Origin of the sequence: Limnohabitans sp. (assembly GCF_034680285.1) — a bacterium.
GTDB lineage: Bacteria > Pseudomonadota > Gammaproteobacteria > Burkholderiales > Burkholderiaceae_C > Limnohabitans_A.
Window position 1 is genome coordinate 101,269 of record NZ_JAXITC010000001.1, and the last position, 16,714, is coordinate 117,982.

At 60.8% G+C, this 16,714-nt stretch carries 15 protein-coding genes; 12 read left to right on the top strand and 3 right to left on the bottom strand.

The window, feature by feature from the left end; genetic code table 11:
• Positions 1-4: 4 nt before the first annotated feature.
• Entirely contained in the window at positions 5-1,441 is a 1,437-nt protein-coding gene (rlmD, locus tag SWE17_RS00505; protein ID WP_322991177.1) for a 23S rRNA (uracil(1939)-C(5))-methyltransferase RlmD, read from the top strand.
• A 95-nt stretch (positions 1,442-1,536) separates the two neighbouring features.
• Here the strand turns inward: rlmD and SWE17_RS00510 are convergent, their stop codons facing one another.
• Positions 1,537-2,229, bottom strand: coding sequence for a Bax inhibitor-1/YccA family protein (locus SWE17_RS00510; RefSeq protein WP_322991178.1), 693 nt, complete (start codon positions 2,227-2,229; stop codon positions 1,537-1,539).
• Positions 2,230-2,417: 188 nt separating this feature from the next.
• Here SWE17_RS00510 and SWE17_RS00515 point away from each other — a divergent pair, with 188 nt between their 5' ends.
• The gene (locus SWE17_RS00515; protein WP_322991179.1) at positions 2,418-2,825 is read left to right on the top strand and encodes a heme-binding protein; all 408 of its coding nucleotides are present in this window, start codon (positions 2,418-2,420) and stop codon (positions 2,823-2,825) included.
• A gap of 84 nt (positions 2,826-2,909) precedes the next feature.
• On the opposite strand, the gene ilvD is transcribed toward SWE17_RS00515, so the two are convergent.
• A complete protein-coding gene (ilvD, locus tag SWE17_RS00520) occupies positions 2,910-4,613 on the bottom strand; it encodes a dihydroxy-acid dehydratase (RefSeq protein ID WP_322991180.1) in 1,704 nt (567 codons plus the stop codon).
• A 103-nt stretch (positions 4,614-4,716) separates the two neighbouring features.
• Here ilvD and lgt point away from each other — a divergent pair, with 103 nt between their 5' ends.
• Positions 4,717-5,505, top strand: a complete 789-nt coding sequence (gene lgt / locus SWE17_RS00525; RefSeq protein ID WP_322991181.1) for a prolipoprotein diacylglyceryl transferase — start codon at positions 4,717-4,719, stop codon at positions 5,503-5,505.
• A gap of 52 nt (positions 5,506-5,557) precedes the next feature.
• Here the strand turns inward: lgt and SWE17_RS00530 are convergent, their stop codons facing one another.
• A complete protein-coding gene (locus SWE17_RS00530) occupies positions 5,558-6,517 on the bottom strand; it encodes a helix-turn-helix domain-containing protein (RefSeq protein ID WP_322991182.1) in 960 nt (319 codons plus the stop codon).
• Positions 6,518-6,672: 155 nt separating this feature from the next.
• On the opposite strand from SWE17_RS00530, the gene SWE17_RS00535 reads away from it, so the two are divergent.
• From SWE17_RS00535 to SWE17_RS00575, 9 genes are all read left to right on the top strand, one after another.
• A complete protein-coding gene (locus SWE17_RS00535) occupies positions 6,673-7,410 on the top strand; it encodes a type 1 glutamine amidotransferase (protein ID WP_322991183.1) in 738 nt (245 codons plus the stop codon).
• Positions 7,407-8,672 carry a cytochrome P450 gene (locus SWE17_RS00540; protein ID WP_322991184.1) on the top strand — a complete coding sequence of 422 codons (1,266 nt, stop codon included), beginning with the start codon at positions 7,407-7,409 and terminating at the stop codon, positions 8,670-8,672. The genes SWE17_RS00535 and SWE17_RS00540 overlap by 4 nt, the downstream gene beginning before the upstream one ends.
• Before the next feature lie 23 nt (positions 8,673-8,695).
• A complete protein-coding gene (locus SWE17_RS00545) occupies positions 8,696-9,988 on the top strand; it encodes a glutamine synthetase family protein (protein ID WP_322991185.1) in 1,293 nt (430 codons plus the stop codon).
• An 18-nt stretch (positions 9,989-10,006) separates the two neighbouring features.
• Positions 10,007-10,321: a 2Fe-2S iron-sulfur cluster-binding protein gene (locus SWE17_RS00550; protein WP_322991186.1), complete on the top strand. Its 315-nt coding sequence runs from the start codon at positions 10,007-10,009 to the stop codon at positions 10,319-10,321.
• A 9-nt stretch (positions 10,322-10,330) separates the two neighbouring features.
• A complete protein-coding gene (locus SWE17_RS00555; RefSeq protein WP_322991187.1) occupies positions 10,331-11,815 on the top strand; it encodes an aldehyde dehydrogenase in 1,485 nt (494 codons plus the stop codon).
• A gap of 17 nt (positions 11,816-11,832) precedes the next feature.
• Positions 11,833-13,197, top strand: a complete 1,365-nt coding sequence (locus SWE17_RS00560; protein ID WP_322991188.1) for an aminotransferase class III-fold pyridoxal phosphate-dependent enzyme — start codon at positions 11,833-11,835, stop codon at positions 13,195-13,197.
• The gene (locus tag SWE17_RS00565; protein WP_322991189.1) at positions 13,194-14,435 is read left to right on the top strand and encodes a Tm-1-like ATP-binding domain-containing protein; all 1,242 of its coding nucleotides are present in this window, start codon (positions 13,194-13,196) and stop codon (positions 14,433-14,435) included. Before SWE17_RS00560 ends, SWE17_RS00565 begins: the two co-directional genes overlap by 4 nt.
• Positions 14,432-15,091 (top strand): HAD-IA family hydrolase, encoded by a 660-nt coding sequence (locus SWE17_RS00570; RefSeq protein ID WP_322991190.1) that lies wholly within the window; start codon positions 14,432-14,434, stop codon positions 15,089-15,091. The genes SWE17_RS00565 and SWE17_RS00570 overlap by 4 nt, the downstream gene beginning before the upstream one ends.
• 128 nt (positions 15,092-15,219) lie before the next feature.
• Positions 15,220-16,701, top strand: a complete 1,482-nt coding sequence (locus SWE17_RS00575; protein ID WP_322991191.1) for a malonyl-CoA decarboxylase — start codon at positions 15,220-15,222, stop codon at positions 16,699-16,701.
• The last annotated feature ends 13 nt before the right edge of the window (positions 16,702-16,714 follow it).

The window sequence follows — 16,714 nt, forward strand, 5'->3', positions numbered from 1 at the left end:
GGGTATGAGTGATTTAGACATTTCCCTATCCCAAGCCCACGCCGACGAACCCAGCCACTCCAGTGCTGACTTGCCCGAAGGTTGGTTGCGTGTTGGCTCCCTGGACATGGATGCCCAAGGCATCGCCCGCCGACCTGACGGCAAAGTCGTGTTCATCGAAGGCGCCTTGCCTTTCGAGTTGGTGTCGGTCAACGTGCACCGGAAAAAGAACAACTGGGAGCAGGGCACAGTCACCCAGATCCACCACGAGTCCTCCCAGCGCGTGCGGCCGGGTTGCCCAAATTTCGGTTTGCACGCTGGGGCGTGCGGCGGCTGCAAGATGCAGCACCTGGAAGCTTCGGCACAAGTGGCCATCAAACAACGCGTGCTCGAAGACAACCTTTGGCACTTGGGCAAGGTCAAGCCAGAGACCTTGCTCCGTCCCATTGAAGGTCCAACATGGGGCTACCGGTACCGCGCCCGCTTATCGGTGCGATATGTGATCAAAAAAGGCGAAGTGCTGATCGGCTTCCATGAGCGCAAAAGCCGTTACATCGCTGACATGAAAGTTTGTCCGGTTTTGCCGCCGCATGTCAGCCGTATGCTGTTGCCTTTGCGGGCACTGATTGGCCAAATGGAGGCGCGTGAAACCTTGCCTCAGCTTGAATTGGCTTGTGGTGACGAGGTCACAGCCTTGGTCCTGCGACACATGGCGCCCTTGAGTGAAGGCGACAAAGACTTGCTGAGAGCATTTGCTGCCGAGCACCAAGTTCAGTGGTGGTTACAAGCCAAGGGACCTGACACAGTTCAATTGCTGGACGAGGGTGGTGCCCAACTGAGTTATGGTTTGCCCGACTTTGGCATCACCATGCCTTTCAGACCCACCGATTTCACTCAGGTCAATCCTTTCATCAACAGGGTGTTGGTGGCCCGTGCGCTTCGCCTGTTGCAAGCCCAAAAATCAGAACGCGTGATCGACTGGTTCTGTGGCTTGGGCAACTTCACTTTGCCCCTCGCTACCCAAGCGGGCGAGGTGTTGGGCATTGAAGGCGCCGAGACGCTGGTGGCGCGGTCGCGCGACAACTACGCTTGCAACCAAGCCTCTCGACCCGATGGCCAGGCTTTGGCCCCGACACAATTTGTGGCACGCAATTTGTTCGACATGACCCCTGAGATGCTGGTGGCCGATGGCGTCGCCGACAAATGGCTGGTGGACCCACCCCGAGAAGGCGCCTTTGCCCTGAGCAAGGCGCTGGCCGAATTGAACGAAAACCAGGATCTGCGTCAGGGCTGGACACCACCCCGGCGCATTGTTTATGTGAGTTGCAACCCGGCCACCTTGGCCCGCGATGCGGGCATTTTGGTCCACCGGGCAGGTTACCGTTGTGTGTCAGCAGGGGTGATCAACATGTTTGCGCACACGGCGCATGTGGAAAGCATGGCGGTCTTTGAACTGATTTGATGCTGTGGGCTGTGGATTGCCCATGCAATTCCATGGCCCCTCTGCGCAAAAAAGGCTCCCGAGGGAGCCTTTTTCGATCACGCTGAAGAAGCGGTTTACTCGCGCTCACCACCCATGATGCCCAGCAAGGCCAGCAAGCTTTGGAACACGTTGAAGATGTCCAAGTACAAAGCCAAAGTGGCGCTGATGTAATTGGTCTCGCCTCCGTCGATGATTTGCTTAAGGTCATACAACATGTAGGCACTGAAGATGCCAATGGCCATGACCGAAATCACCATCATGCCCACGGTAGAGCCCACAAACACGTTGATGATGCCGCCAATCATGATGGCCAATGCGCCCACCATGAGCCACTTGGACATGCCCGACAAGTCGCGCTTGATGGTGCTGGCCAAACTGGCCATCACGAAAAACACACCTGCCGTGCCTGCGAAGGCGGTCATGATCAGTTCAGAACCGTTCTTGAAACCCAGCACCATGGCAATCATGCGGGAAAGCATCAGACCCATGAAAAAGGTGAAGGCCAAGAGCACAGGCACGCCTGCCGCTGAATTTTTGGTTTTCTCGATGGCGAACATGAATCCGAAAGCCCCGGCCATGAACACGATCAAACCCACGCCCCCTGAGAGGGAACGGGTGATGCCGGTGGCCACGCCCAGCCAAGCGCCCAAAACGGTGGGCAACAAGCTCAGGGCCAGCAGCCAATAAGTGTTGCGCAGCACACGGTTGCGTGCAGCCGTATCCACATGGCCCCAGTCTGTGGAGTGGAGGGTTTGAAGGTCGCTCATATATATCTCCTGTCATGCCTGGTTAAAGGTGAGGCCATTGTAGGGTGAGCCTCTTCGATTCGAAGGGCGTTAAAGGATTTCCGTTTGCCGATGAGGTTATCCGGGTGCATCACTTTTGCTTTGAAGTGAGCAATCTTCGGTTTGCGCCCGTGTATGCTCTTCGTTTTATTTCCTGACGGAGCCATTTCATGAAAACCCAATCCACCCTTGAGCTGTCCGATGTCAAAGCCATTGCTGCCGCTGCCGAGGCTGAAGCCCTCAAAAACAACTGGGCAGTGAGCATTGCCATCGTTGATGCCGGTGGTCATTTGTTGCACTTTGTCCGTTTGGATGGTGCGGCGCCCGTATCCTCGCACATTGCGCCAGCCAAAGCCCACACCGCTGCTTTGGGCTGCCGTGAATCCAAGGTCTATGAAGACGTTATCAATGGTGGCCGCATGTCATTTTTGTCGGCGCCTGCCATTCAAGGCATGCTCGAAGGCGGTGTGCCGATCATGAAAGATGGCTTCTGCTTGGGGGCTGTGGGTGTGAGCGGTGTCAAATCGACCGAAGACGCACAAATCGCCAAAGCCGGTATTGCTGCGATTGGTCTGTAAGGGCTGTTTGATTGGCCTCGGCCGATCAGCCACAAAAAAGGCGCTGAAAAGCGGCTTTTTTGATGGGCTATGCTTTTTAGGGCATCAGTACAAGTCGAGCACTGCACCTTTGCTGGCGCTCGATGCGTTGAAAGCGAACTTGGCTTGCACGCCGCGCGTGTAACGAGGCTCGGGGGCTTTCCAGCCTTCACGACGCTTGGCCAGTTCAGCTTCGGGCACGTTGAGTTCCAGAATCAGCTTGTGCGCGTCAATGGTGATGCTGTCGCCTTCATTCACAAACGCGATGGTGCCACCTGCTGCGGCTTCAGGGGCGACGTGGCCCACCACCATGCCCCAGGTGCCGCCGGAGAAACGGCCATCGGTGATCAGGCCCACGCTTTCGCCCAAACCTGCACCGATCAACGCGCCCGTGGGGGCCAGCATTTCGGGCATGCCGGGGCCGCCTTTGGGGCCGAGGTAACGCAAAACCATCACATCGCCGGCTTTGATCTTGCCCGCCAAAATGGCTGCCAGGGCCGATTGCTCGTCGTCGAACACACGGGCTGGGCCGGTGATGACCGGGTTTTTCAGGCCAGTGATCTTGGCCACGGCGCCTTCTGGAGATAAATTGCCTTTGAGGATGGCCAAGTGGCCTTCGGCGTACATCGGCTTGTCAATCGGGCGAATCACGTCTTGGTCGGCGCGTGGAACTTCCGGCACGTCTTTCAGGTTTTCGGCAATGGTTTTGCCCGTGATGGTCATGCAATCGCCATGCAGCAAACCTGCCGCCAACAAGGTCTTCATGACTTGCGGAATACCGCCGGCTTGGTGCAGGTCGACCGCCAGGTACTTGCCGCTGGGTTTCAGGTCGCAAATGACCGGGATTTTCTTGCGCATGCGCTCGAAGTCGTCAATGCTCCATTCCACGCCTGCGGTGTGGGCGATGGCCAAAAAGTGCAGCACCGCGTTGGTCGAACCGCCCGTGGCCATGATTACGGCCACAGCGTTTTCAATCGCTTCCTTGGTCACGATGTCACGGGGCTTGAGGTCTTTTTTGATGGCTTCGATCAAGACCTTGGCAGACTCTTTGGCAGAGTTTTGCGTTTCATCATGGGGGTTGGCCATGGTGGATGAGTAGGGCAAGGACATGCCCAAAGCCTCAAACGCCGAGGACATGGTGTTGGCGGTGTACATGCCGCCGCAAGAACCCGTGCCCGGAATGGCGCGCTTTTCGATTTCTTTCAGATCGAAGTCGCTCAATTTGCCCGCAGCGTTTTCACCCACCGCTTCAAACACGCTGACGATGTTCAGGTCTTTGCCCTGGTAGCGGCCTGGCAGGATGGTGCCGCCATAGACATAAATGGCCGGCACGTTGGCGCGCAACATGCCCATCATGCCGCCGGGCATGTTTTTGTCGCAGCCACCGACGACCAAAACGCCATCCATCCATTGACCACCCACGCAGGTCTCGATGCAGTCAGAGATGACTTCGCGGCTGACGAGCGAATATTTCATGCCCTCGGTGCCCATGGCCATGCCGTCCGAGATGGTCGGGGTGCCAAACACTTGGGCGTTGCCGCCAGCTTCTTCGATGCCTTGGATGGCCGCGTCGGCCAACTTTTGCAGGCCGCTGTTACAGGGAGTGATGGTGCTGTGACCATTGGCCACGCCGACCATGGGTTTGACGAAATCCCCCTCTTCATAGCCCATGGCGTAGTACATCGACCGGTTCGGGGCACGGGATTTGCCCTGGGTGATGTTGGCGCTGCGGCGGTTGATGGGGGTGATCGGGATGATTTTATCGCTCATGGTGGTGTCTCAATAGAAGCCCAAAAGAAGGTCGCCACATTCTAACGGGCCAGTGTCCATCTCTCTTGTCCTTTGGGGCGCATGTCCGGTGCACAATCCGGGGATGCTGATTCATCCTCAAATTGACCCTGTCGCCTTGCAATTAGGGCCTTTGGCCGTCCACTGGTATGGCCTGACTTATTTGGCCGCTTTTGGCCTGTTTTTCTGGTTGGGCGTGCGGCGTCTGGGGCATGCGCCCTTTAAAAACCTGCCGCAATGGAAAAAAACCGATGTCGAGGACATTCTTTTTTTAGGCGTTCTTGGCGTCATCTTGGGGGGACGGGTGGGTTACTGCCTGTTTTACAAACCCGCTTACTACCTGTCCAACCCGCTCGAGATCTTGGCCGTGTGGCAAGGCGGCATGAGTTTTCATGGGGGGTTGTTGGGGGTCATATTGGCCATGATGTGGTTTGCCCGCACCCGTCAGCGGCCGTTTTTGCAGGTGATGGATTTTGTGGCCCCTTGTGTCCCCACTGGCTTGGCCGCAGGTCGGGTGGGCAACTTCCTCAATGGTGAGTTGTGGGGCCGTTTGGCCGACCCCTCTCTGCCTTGGGGCATGGTGTTCCGGGGGGCCGGAGATTTGCCGCGTCACCCCTCACAGCTTTACCAGATCGCGCTCGAAGGCTTGTTGCTCTTTGTTCTTTTGTGGTGGTTTGCCCGCAAGGACCGACCCACGGGGCAAGTGTCCGGCGCCTTTTTGCTGGGCTACGGTTTTTTCCGATTCGTGGCTGAATTTTTCCGCGAACCCGATGCGCACCTAGGCCTTTTGAGTCTGGGTATGAGCATGGGGCAGTGGCTGTGCGTGCCCATGGTGCTGGCCGGTATCTGGCTGTTGCGCCGGAAAACATCCTGAAAAATCAGGACAGGAACCTGGCACGCCGATTCTTGTCGCCAGTTGGGGCGCTTTATTGAGCGCGCAAGGTCACAGAGGGCAATTCACCAAACAGGTGTTTGTAGTCCTGAGCAAACTGGCTCAAGTGCCAAAAGCCCCAGTGTGAGGCGATGTCTTGGATGGTCTCGCCCGGCGCAGCCTGGCGCAGGGCACGGCGCACGCTGTTCAGCCGCAGCGAGCGCAGATACTTGATGGGCGTGGTGCCCAGCACATCCTGAAAACAGTAGTTGAGCTTGCGCCGGCTCGTGCCCACGCGGCTGCACACCTCCAGGATCGACAGCGGCTCGTCGGCATGGCCCATCATCAGCTCGCAGGCCCGGTCCACCAGCTTTTTGCGCCGCTCCAAGTTGGGCAGCTCGGACGTGTCCACCTGGGCAGGCAGGGCCTCGAGCCATTCCATCAGGATTTCGTCGCGCAGCTGGCGCAAGGCTTGCGGGTCGTGCTGGCGATGCGCCAAGGCGCTGGCCTGGTCCAGCACGGTCAGCTGCAGGTCGCGCAGGTTCTGCGCTTTGATGTCGGTGGTTTGCAGGACCAGCTGCTTTTCAAGCCAGTGCGCCAGGGGCTTTTGGTACATGCGCTCCCACAGCGGGTTAAGCAGGCTGCGCTCCACCACCACCGCGATCAGGGTGAAGTGCGGCGGCGTGGTCAGGTCCACTTCGTCGCCCTTGCCGCACATGATGGCGTGGGCAGGCACCCGTTGGGCGTTGAAAAACAGATCGGGGGAATCTTGCAAAGCCATGGCAAAGCCGTACACGCTCTCGTCGAGCCGACCGCGCTGACGCAAGGCGATGCTGGTGTCCTCGCGCAGCAGGGTCACCTCGGGCAGCTGCACCTGGTGGATGCGCCCCTTGAACTGGCCAGGCGAGAGCTGCTCGTATTGCAGCGCCCAGCCCTGTTGGGCCAGGGCGTGCTGGTCCATGTCCTGGGTGTCGAGGACCTGGACCCAGGGCGAATCAGTGGCAGGGGTGCTCATCAAGGGCGGAAAACACGTCGCAAATGCATGCCCCTGAGTGTGCCTGCTTCCGAAGCACAGGCTTTTTCGTGAAAACCCGGGGTGCACGGTGCCCAAACTTGATAGTGCTTGGCGAGCCTTGTGCTTAGCATGGCTGTGAGTTTGAAAGAGATTCGATGACCCTGCCGAACCTGCATATCGCTGTTTTGCTGACCAACAACGACACCTCGGCGTTTGCTGCGCATTTCCCAAACGACGGGCAAAAGGTGGTCCAGCTGCTGCAGCCCTTGCGTCCCGACTGGTCTTTCGAGGTTTTACCGGTCAAGGACGGGGTGCTGCCAGCGAGCCCCGCAGACTTTGACGGCTACGTCATCACCGGCAGTCCGGCTTCGGTCAACGACGACAGCCTGCCTTGGGTCGGGCCGTTGCTGGATTTCATCCGCGCCGTCCATGCGGCCCGCCGGCCTCTGATTGGCCTGTGCTTTGGCCACCAGGCCGTGGCCCGGGCGCTGGGCGGGCAGGTGGCGCGCAACGCGGCGGGCTGGGGCTTGGGCACCGCCCCAACGCACTGGCAGGCCGAACGCCACTGGATGCAGCCCGCGCAAAGCACCACCACCTTGATGGCCGCCCACAACGAACAGGTCACCCGCATGCCCGAGGGGGCCGAGTGTCTGGGTGGCAGCGATTTTTGTCCCATCGGCTCGATGCAGATCGGCCAGCACATCTGGACCACCCAGTACCACCCCGAAATGCCGCTGGTGTTCATGCAGGCCCTGCTGGGCTACTTGGCCGACAAGCTGGATACAGACACGATGACCCGTGCCCACGCCAGCCTGCAGCAGGCCGCCGATGTGCCGCTGTTTGGCGAGTGGATGGCGCAATTCATTGACCACGCAAGGAAAACCCACCCATGACCGTCTGGCACCCCACCGACGATGGCCACGCCGACTTGGCGGACCACGACAGCTATGTGAACGGTACGCCGCACAACACCTTCCAGCGCCTGCGCGACGAGGACCCGATGGCCTGGTGCGATTGGTCCGAAGGCAAGGGTTTCTGGTCGGTCACGCGGCATGCCGACATCCTGGAGCTCAACCGCAACCACCAGCGCTTGAGTTCAGCCCAAGGCATCCGCATGGAAGACCAGACGCATGAGGAGTACATGGCGCGGCGCACCTTCCAGGAGACCGACCCACCCGAGCACACCCGCACCCGCATGCTGGTGGCCAAGGCCTTTTCCAAGCCCATGATGGCGCTGTACGAAGACCAGATCCGCGAGCTGTGTGTGGGCATCCTCGACCAAGCGCTGGGGCTGGGTGAGTTTGACGCCACGCACCAGATCGCCCGCCAGCTGCCCATGCGCATGCTGGGGCGCATCGCGGGCTTGCCGGAAGAGGACTTGGACTGGCTGGTGGACAAGGGCGACGCGCTCATGGCCAACACCGACAGCGACTTCACCAGCCATGTGGTCGACAAAATGGACACCGAGGCCTACCGCTTCATGCCATTTCGCTCGCCCGCCGGGGCTGACTTGTTCGACTACGCGGCCCAGATGATGGAGCGCAAACGCGCAGCGGGTGACACCAGCGGCGTGCTGCACCTGATCACCCAGCCCGATGCGCAGGGCAATGTGATCAGCGACACCGAGTTCCGCAATTTCTTTTGCCTGCTGGTGGCGGCGGGCAACGACACCACACGCTATTCGATTGCGGCGGCCTTGCACGCGCTGGCCAACCAGCCGGGACTGATGCAGCAACTCAAGGCGGTGCAGGGCGAGGCCGCCTGGGAAGGCGTGGCCGACGAGTTCATCCGCTGGGCTTCTCCGGCCACGCATTTCCGCCGTACCGCGACCGAGGACTTCGAGTACCACGGCAAACAGGTCAAGGCGGGCGACAAGGTGCTCTTGTGGTTCATCTCGGGCAACCGGGACGAGCGGGCCTTTGAGCAGCCGTTCACCGTCAACCTGAGTCGGGGCGTGAACCGCCACCTGTCGTTTGGGCAAGGCGGGGCACATGCGTGTCTGGGCATGTGGTTGGCGCGGCTGGAGTTGCGGGTCTTGTTGCAAGAGTTGATCCAACGGGTCGATCGCATCGAGCAAACGGGCGAACACGCCTTTTTGCGTTCGAATTTTGTTTGTGGCATCAAACGCCTGCCGGTGCGCATGCACCTCATCTGAACCTAGGGTTGAAAGGAATCACCATGTCCAATGTTCAAGAACGCCTGCGGGTGCTGTTTTGTGACCACCTCGCCATTGCGCGGGGCAAATACGTCACGCTCCAAGCCGGGCAGGGCGGCGGTGCGCGTTTTTGCCGTGGCACCTTCGGTGTGACGTATGAGAAAGAGCTGATCCCCGTGCCCGGTGCCATGGTCATGGAAGGCCTGCCCGACATGGAGGCGGCCTACACCGCCGAAGACATCCGCCCCGGCTGGCAGCCGTTCACGAAGGTGGCCATTGGCGATCTCAAAGCCAACGACGGCTCGCCCCTGCCCATGTGCGGGCGCAGTGCGCTCAAGCGCGCCGTGACCGACTGGCAGGCCATGGGCTACGACCCGATGGTGGGCATTGAGCTCGAAGCCTTTGCTTTCCAGATCGAGCCGGACGGCTCGCTCAAACCCTACGACACGCCTGCGGCCCATGTGTATGCCACCGGCCCCTTTGCCGACCCCAGAGGCTTCACCGATGCCCTGTGGGAAAAGGCCACGGCCGCGGGCTTTCCCATCGACAGCATGAACACCGAATACGACGCACCGCAGTTCGAGTTCACGCTGAAATACGACCGCGCCGTCAAGGCGGTGGACGACATCTTTTTGTTCCGCCTCTTGGCGCGCGAAGTCGCTTTCCAACACGGCATCGTATTGACCTTCATGCCCAAACCCATCCTCACCGTGGGGGGCAGCGGGGTGCACATCAACTTCAGCCTGCGCGATGCTCAGGGCCAAAACGCTATCTCGGGTGGGCATGACGCCAGCCAGTTCAATGCATTGACGCTCGGCTGCACTGCTGGGCTGATGCACCACCACCAGGCTTTGGCGGGTCTGCTGGCGCCCAGCGCCAACTCCTACCAGCGCCTGCAACCGGCCAGCCTCTCGGGCTTTTGGCAAAACTGGGCGGTGGACCACCGGGGCGTCACGGTGCGGCTGTCGGCTGAAAGTGGCCCCGGTGCGCGCATCGAGCACCGCATGGGCGACGCTGCCGCCAACCCCTACACTCACACTGCCGCCGTGCTGCAGGCTGCCCGTTTGGGCGTGGCCAATGCGTACAAGCTGCAGCCCGCAGAGACGGGTGACTGTCTGGAAAACAAGGACGCCACCCACAGCGTGCCTGACACCTTGGCGGGCGCGCTGGATGCGCTCGAAGCCGACACGGCGCTCACGCAAGCGCTGGGCGAAGGCCTGGTGGCCAACCATGTGGGCATCAAGCGCCACGAGATCGAGCGTACCGCTGGCCTGGAAGGCGACGCGCTGCGCGACCAATACATCCGATTCATCTGACCTGAAAGAACCCACCCCATGCCCCAAGTGCACTGGATCATGAGCAACGGCGACCGCGTGAGCGATGACGTGAACGACGGTACCAACCTGATGGACGCCGCGCAGATGAACGGCATCCCCGGCGTGGCGGGCGAATGTGGTGGCTGCCTGTCGTGCGCCACTTGCCATGTTTATGTCGACGAAGCTTGGCTCACTGCCTGCCCACCCATGGACGAGGTGGAAAACGCCATGCTCGACATCGTCACCTCGCCCCGCCAAAGCGGCAGCCGCCTGAGCTGCCAGCTGGTCGCCTCCGCTGCGCTCGACGGCATCGTGTTGCATGTGCCCGACTGAAGGCGGCCCATGAAGCAAGAACAGATCGACGCGCTGCGCCATTTGCCCATCCCCGATCAGGGGCTGCTGATCGACGGGCAGTGGGCTGCGGCAGCGTCTGGCCAGACGCTCCCCGTGGTCTCGCCCATCGACGGGCAACAGCTTTGCACCATTGCAGCAGCTGGGCCGACCGATGTGGACAGCGCCGTGCAGGCGGCCCGCCGCAGCTTCGAGTCCGGCGTGTGGTCGCGCATGGCGCCTGCCGAGCGCAAGAAAATCTTGCACCGCATCGCCGACCGCATCGAGGCGCACCACGCCGAGCTGGCAGTACTGGGCGTGCGTGACAACGGCACCGAGATTGCCATGGCTTGGAAGGCCGAGCCGGGCAGTGCGGCGGGCACCTTCCGCTACTACGCCGAGTGTGTTGACAAGGTCAACGGCGAGATCGCGCCCACACCTGAAGGCACGTTGGGCTTGATCCACAAGGAAGCTGTCGGCGTGGTCGGGGCCATCGTGCCCTGGAACTTCCCGCTGATGATTGGCGCCTGGAAGATCGCTCCGGCGCTGGCAGCGGGCAACTCGGTGGTGCTCAAACCCTCTGAAGACGCCTCGCTGTCTTTGCTGCGTCTGGCGCAGCTGTGTCTGGATGCTGGCTTGCCCTCGGGCGTGCTCAACGTCGTCACGGGCGCCGGCGCAGTGGCGGGTGAGGCGTTGGCGCGGCACATGGACGTGGACATCCTGACCTTCACTGGCTCCGGTCCAGTGGGTCGTTTACTCCTCAAGGCTTCGGCCGAGTCCAACCTCAAGCGGGTGTACCTGGAGCTGGGCGGCAAGTCGCCCAATGTGGTGTTTGACGATGCGCCCGATTTGGCGCAGGCAGCCAAAGTGTCGGCCATGGGCATTTACCGCAACAGCGGTCAGGTGTGCGTAGCGGGCTCGCGCCTCTTGGTGCAGCGCTCGGTGCACGATGAATTCGTGGAGCGTCTGCACAAGATCGCGGCCAGCTTGCGCGTGGGCGACCCGCTGGATGTGACAACCGAGATCGGTGCGGTCAGCAGCGCCCGGCAACTGGCCAAAAACTTGGCAGCGGTGCAGACCGCGCAGCAGCAGGGTGCCCGCCTGCGTGTGGGCGGTGGGGCATTGCAGCCCGTGGCAGGCGGCAGCTACATGGCCCCTGCCTTGTTCGATGGCGTGACGCCCGACATGACGCTCGCCCGCGAGGAAGTCTTTGGCCCGGTGCTGGCGGTCTTGCCTTTCGACGACGAGGCCGATGCGGTGCGCTTGGCCAACGATTCGACCTATGGCTTGGCGTCGGCCGTGTGGACCGGCAGCCTTTCACGCGCCCACCGCATGGTGCGCGCCATCAAGGCCGGGGTGGTGCACGTCAACACCTACGGCGGCCCCGACATCACCGTGCCGTTGGGCGGGGTGCGCCAGTCGGGCAACGGGCACGACAAATCGATGCACGCCTTGGACAAATACCTGGACCTGAAAACGGCCTGGATTCAGCTTTGATTTTGAAAGTAAGCGACATGAACCACGAGCAACTCAAGGCCGACAACGCCCAATACCTGTGGCACCCCATGGCCCACCCGGGAGCGATGAAGAAGTCCACCCCCGACATCATTGCCAAAGGCGAGGGCTGCTGGATATGGGACGTGGACGGCCACAAAATGCTCGACGGCGTGGGGGGCCTGTGGGCCTGCAACCTGGGCCACAGCAACAAGCCGGTGCGCGACGCCATCGTGGCGCAGATGGACGAGCTGCCGTTTTACAACGTGTTCCGTGGCACCACGCATGTGCGGGCCATTGAACTGTCCAAACGCCTGGTGCAGATGATGCAGCCCGAAGACGTGGCCACGGTCATGTTCTCCAACGGCGGCTCGGACGCGGTGGAAGGTGCTTTGAAGGTGGCGCGCCAGTACTGGAAGCTCAAGGGTCAGGCCGACCGCTTCAAGTTCATCAGCCTGCGCCAGGGTTACCACGGCGTGCACTTTGGCGGCATGAGCGTGAACGGCAACACGAACTTCCGCCGCGCCTACGAACCGCTGCTGCCCGGGTGCTTCCACATCGACACGCCTTGGGCTTATCACAACCCCTACACCGATGACCCGATCCGACTGGGTCAAATCTGCGCCGAGTTGCTGGAGCGCGAGATCGTCTTTCAGGGGCCAGACACGGTGGCCGCTTTCATTGCCGAGCCGGTGCAGGGCGCGGGCGGGGTGATCGTGCCGCCGGCCAACTACTGGCCACTGGTGCGCCAGATTTGCGATAAATACGGTGTGCTCTTGATCGCCGACGAGGTGGTGACCGGCTTTGGCCGCAGCGGCGAGCTGTTTGGCACGCGCCTGTGGGGGGTGAACGCCGACATGTGGTGCCTGGCCAAGGGCATTTCTTCCGGCTACATCCCACTGGGGGCCACGGCCATCAACCGCCGCATTGCCGACGTGTTTGACGCAGACACCACGGGCACGGCTTCGGTCTCGCACGGCTACACCTACAGCGCGCACCCGATCGCAGCCGCTGCGGCGCTGGCCACGCTCGACCAGATCGAGGCGCTGGACATCCCCGGCAACGCCGCCCGTGTGGGCGCGCACTTGCAAACCCGCTTGCGCAAGTTGGTGGACACCTGCAGCTTTGTGGGCGATGTGCGCGGTGTGGGCCTGATGCTGGGCATCGAGATGGTGAGCGACAAGGCCAAGCGCATTCCCATGCCCCGCACCAGTGACATCCCGGCGCGGGTGGCCAAGGCCGCCTACAAAGCGGGCTTGATGGTGCGCATCTCCGGCCCCAACCTGATCCTGTCGCCCCCGCTGGTCATCACCCGTGAGGAGGTCGACTTCATGTGCGACGTGCTCGAAGCCGCCTTTGCCGCCGTGCAGGAGGGCCGCGCATGAAGAGCCCGGTCATCCTGATCGTCGGCACGGTCGACACCAAGAGCGACGAGATCGGCTTCATGCGCGAGCAGGTGCTGGCCGCTGGTGGCCAGGCGCTGGTCATGGACGTGGGGGTGCTGGCCAAAGGCCGGGTGGTCCCGGACATCGCCAACACCGACGTGGCTACGGCTGCAGGCGTGACGCTGCAGCAGGTCATGGACAGCGGCGACGAAAACAGCGCCATGGCTTTGATGGCGCAAGGCGCATCTGCCTTGGCTGCCCAACTGCAGCGCGAAGGCCGCATGGACGGTCTGCTGGTGCTGGGTGGCACCATGGGCACCGATCTGGCGCTGGATGTGGCCAGCAGCTTGCCGCTGGGTGTGCCCAAGGTGGTGCTGTCCACGGTGGCGTTTTCGCCGCTCTTGCCGCCCGAGCGCATGCCGCCCGATTTGATGATGGTGCTTTGGGCCGGGGGCTTGTACGGCCTCAACAGCCTGTGCCAGTCGGCCTTGGCCCAAGCCGCAGGCGCGGTGGTGGGGGCGTGCCGCGTGGCACGCGTGCCGCGTTTTGACAGGCCGGTGGTCGGTATGACTTCTTTGGGCTCGAGCTGCCTCAAATACATGGTGCAGCTGCAGCCTGAGCTGGACAAGCGCGGCTTTGATTTGGCCGTGTTTCACACCACCGGCATGGGGGGCAGGGCGTTTGAATCGCTGGCCGCACAAGGCCAGTTTGCCTGCGTGATGGACTTCAGCTTGCAGGAGATGGTCAACCAGATGGGCGGCTCGGTGGTGAGCGCGGGGCCTGACCGTTTGATGGGCGCAGGCAGCAAGGGCGTGCCCATGATCGTCGCCCCTGGGGCCACCGATCTGGTGGATTACCCCGCCTGGGGCCAGATGCCCGAGCGCTTTGCCGGGCGGCCCTCGCACGACCACAACCGATTGATCGCTTCGGTGGGCATCGACGCCGACATGCGCCGCGAATTCATCCGCGAGCTGGCCAGCCGATTGCGACAGGCCCGTGGCCCGGTGCATCTGGTGTTTCCACTGCAAGGCATAGAAGAGTGGGACCGGCCCGGCGCGCCGCTGCATGATGCCGAGGGTTTGGCGGCTTTGATGGATGAATGTGGCCAATGCGATTGGGGCGCGGCCGAAGTCTCGCGCATCGACGCGCACATCAACGACGCGGCTTTTGTGCAGCAGGTGCTCAAGGTCTTTGACGACTGGCTGGCCCGTGGCTTGGTGGAAAAGGTCGCGCCATGAGCGCCGCATCGACCAAGGCCTTGGTGCTGGACTTTGGCGGAGTCATCAGCCGCACCCTCTTTGAAACGCATGATTTGAGCGAGGCGGCGCTGGGTTTGCCGCCCGGCACGCTGACCTGGCGTGGCCCCTTTGATCCGGAGACCGATGCGCTTTGGCAGGCCATGCAGGCCGACCACATCACCGAACGCGAGTACTGGATGGCCCGCACCCGCAGCGTGGGTGACCTGGTGGGTGAAGAATGGAACAACATGCAGACCTTCGTGCAGCGAGCACGGGGGGCGGATGTAGAAGCGGTGATCCGGCCTGAAGCGGTGGCCGCCGTTCACCAAGCCAAGGCGGCGGGTTGCAAACTGGCGGTACTGTCCAACGAGCTGGACCTGTTTTATGGCGCGAGTTTTCGCGAGCGTTTGCCTTTGCTGCAGCTCTTTGACGTGATCATCGACGCCACTTACACAGGCATCCTCAAGCCCGACCGTCGGGCTTACGAGATGTGCACCGAGGCGCTGGGTGTCGCGCCCGCAGACTGCGTGTTTGTGGACGACCAGAGCCGCAATGTGCTGGGTGCGATGAGACTGGGTTGGCAAACGGTCCAGTTCGATGTGATGAATCCGGCGGATTCTTACCAACGGGCTTTGAAATTGCTGGGTATTCGATAAAGCGCTCAGTGGCATGTAGACCTTGTTTGCGGATAATCATCCGATGTTTGCCAAGGGAAAATTCATTCCCAATCCTTTCCGTTGAGAAAACAGGTCATGACCCCATGCCAGAACTTGGAAGTATTTAAATGAGCACATCGGAATGGATAGGCCGCAAGGTATCCGGTTGGTTGCCATCAGGGAAAAGCAAGGTGCAGACCTTGACACCCGTTCAACCCCAGACGACAGATGTCCGACATCAAAAAGCTGTCGGTCCAAAAGAGGTGCAAGTTCGCTCTTCCAAAGAACGCCTCAATGCTACTTTGCGTCAAAAAGAGGAAGCCCTGTCCCCGCGTGTTTTGCGCAGAACGTTGAGTGAGTTGCAGGCCATCGTGGACCCCAGTGTCAGCGAGGTGGAGGGTGGAAAACGTGCCAAGGGTGTCGCCCAGTGGTACAGCAAAGCTCCACCCGAACAGCGCGAAGACTGCTGGCTCCTGATGAGTGAGCAATTTGCCCCCGATGCCACGAAAGTCAGGGCTGCGCGTGAGCATTACGAAGCCGCCTTGGGCACCCCCGATGAAGGGGTGGCTGAGATCCGCATGCGCAAAGCTTTGGTGTCGCCACGCACGCGTTTGCTTCAACGTTTTGCCGTATTTCCAGAAGGCATGCGTTTCCTCGTCGATTTGCGCCAAGAATTGATGCCTGCGCTCAAATCCAACAAGCGTTTGTTGGCCCTCGAAGCGGAATTGGAAAACCTGTTCACCACCTGGTTTGATGTGGCGTTCTTGGAATTGCGTCGGATCAGCTGGGACTCCCCGGCCAGTTTGGTCGAGAAATTGATCAAATACGAGGCGGTGCATGACATCAAAAGCTGGGGAGATGTGAAAAACCGGCTTGATTCCGACCGCCGTTGCTATGGTTTTTTTCACCCCCGATTGCCCGATGAGCCCTTGATCTTTGTCGAGGTTGCTTTCATGAATGAGATCGGCGTCAGCATCAGCCCCTTGTTGGATGAAGCGGCTGAAGCGGTGGATCTGAGCCGAGCCACCACGGCCATTTTTTATTCCATCAGCAATACACAACCGGGTCTCAAGGGTGTGAGTTTTGGTGATTCGCTCATCAAAAGGGTGGTGGAAACTTTGAGGGCTGACTTTCCCAAGCTCAAAACCTTTGCCACCTTGTCGCCCATTCCTGGTTTTCGGACTTGGTTGAACAAAAATGCGGCCCGCATGTTGGAAGCCACCCCTGAGAAATTGCGATCTCAACTTGGACGAGCCGTGGGCTTTGAACCTGCGGCGGCTGGCCATGTGTTGTCGGCATTGGACCAGGTGCCCACTTTGTCAGATCGCTCGGTGTTGCGGCAATGGTTGTTGTCTTGTGCAGCGCACTATTTGGGCAAGGAAATGAGTGACGACCGTCCTGTTGACCCAGTGGCGCGTTTCCATTTGGGCAATGGCGCCCGCGTTGAGCAAATCAACTGGGCTGCCGATCCGTCGGCAAAGGGTTTCAAACAGTCTTTTGGGCTGATGGTCAACTATCTGTACGATTTGCGAAAAATCGACCGCCATCGCCATGGCCTGTCTCAAGGTAAAGTGCCTGTTTCGGACAACCTTGAGCAACTGTATTTTTGAATTAATTGTTGAA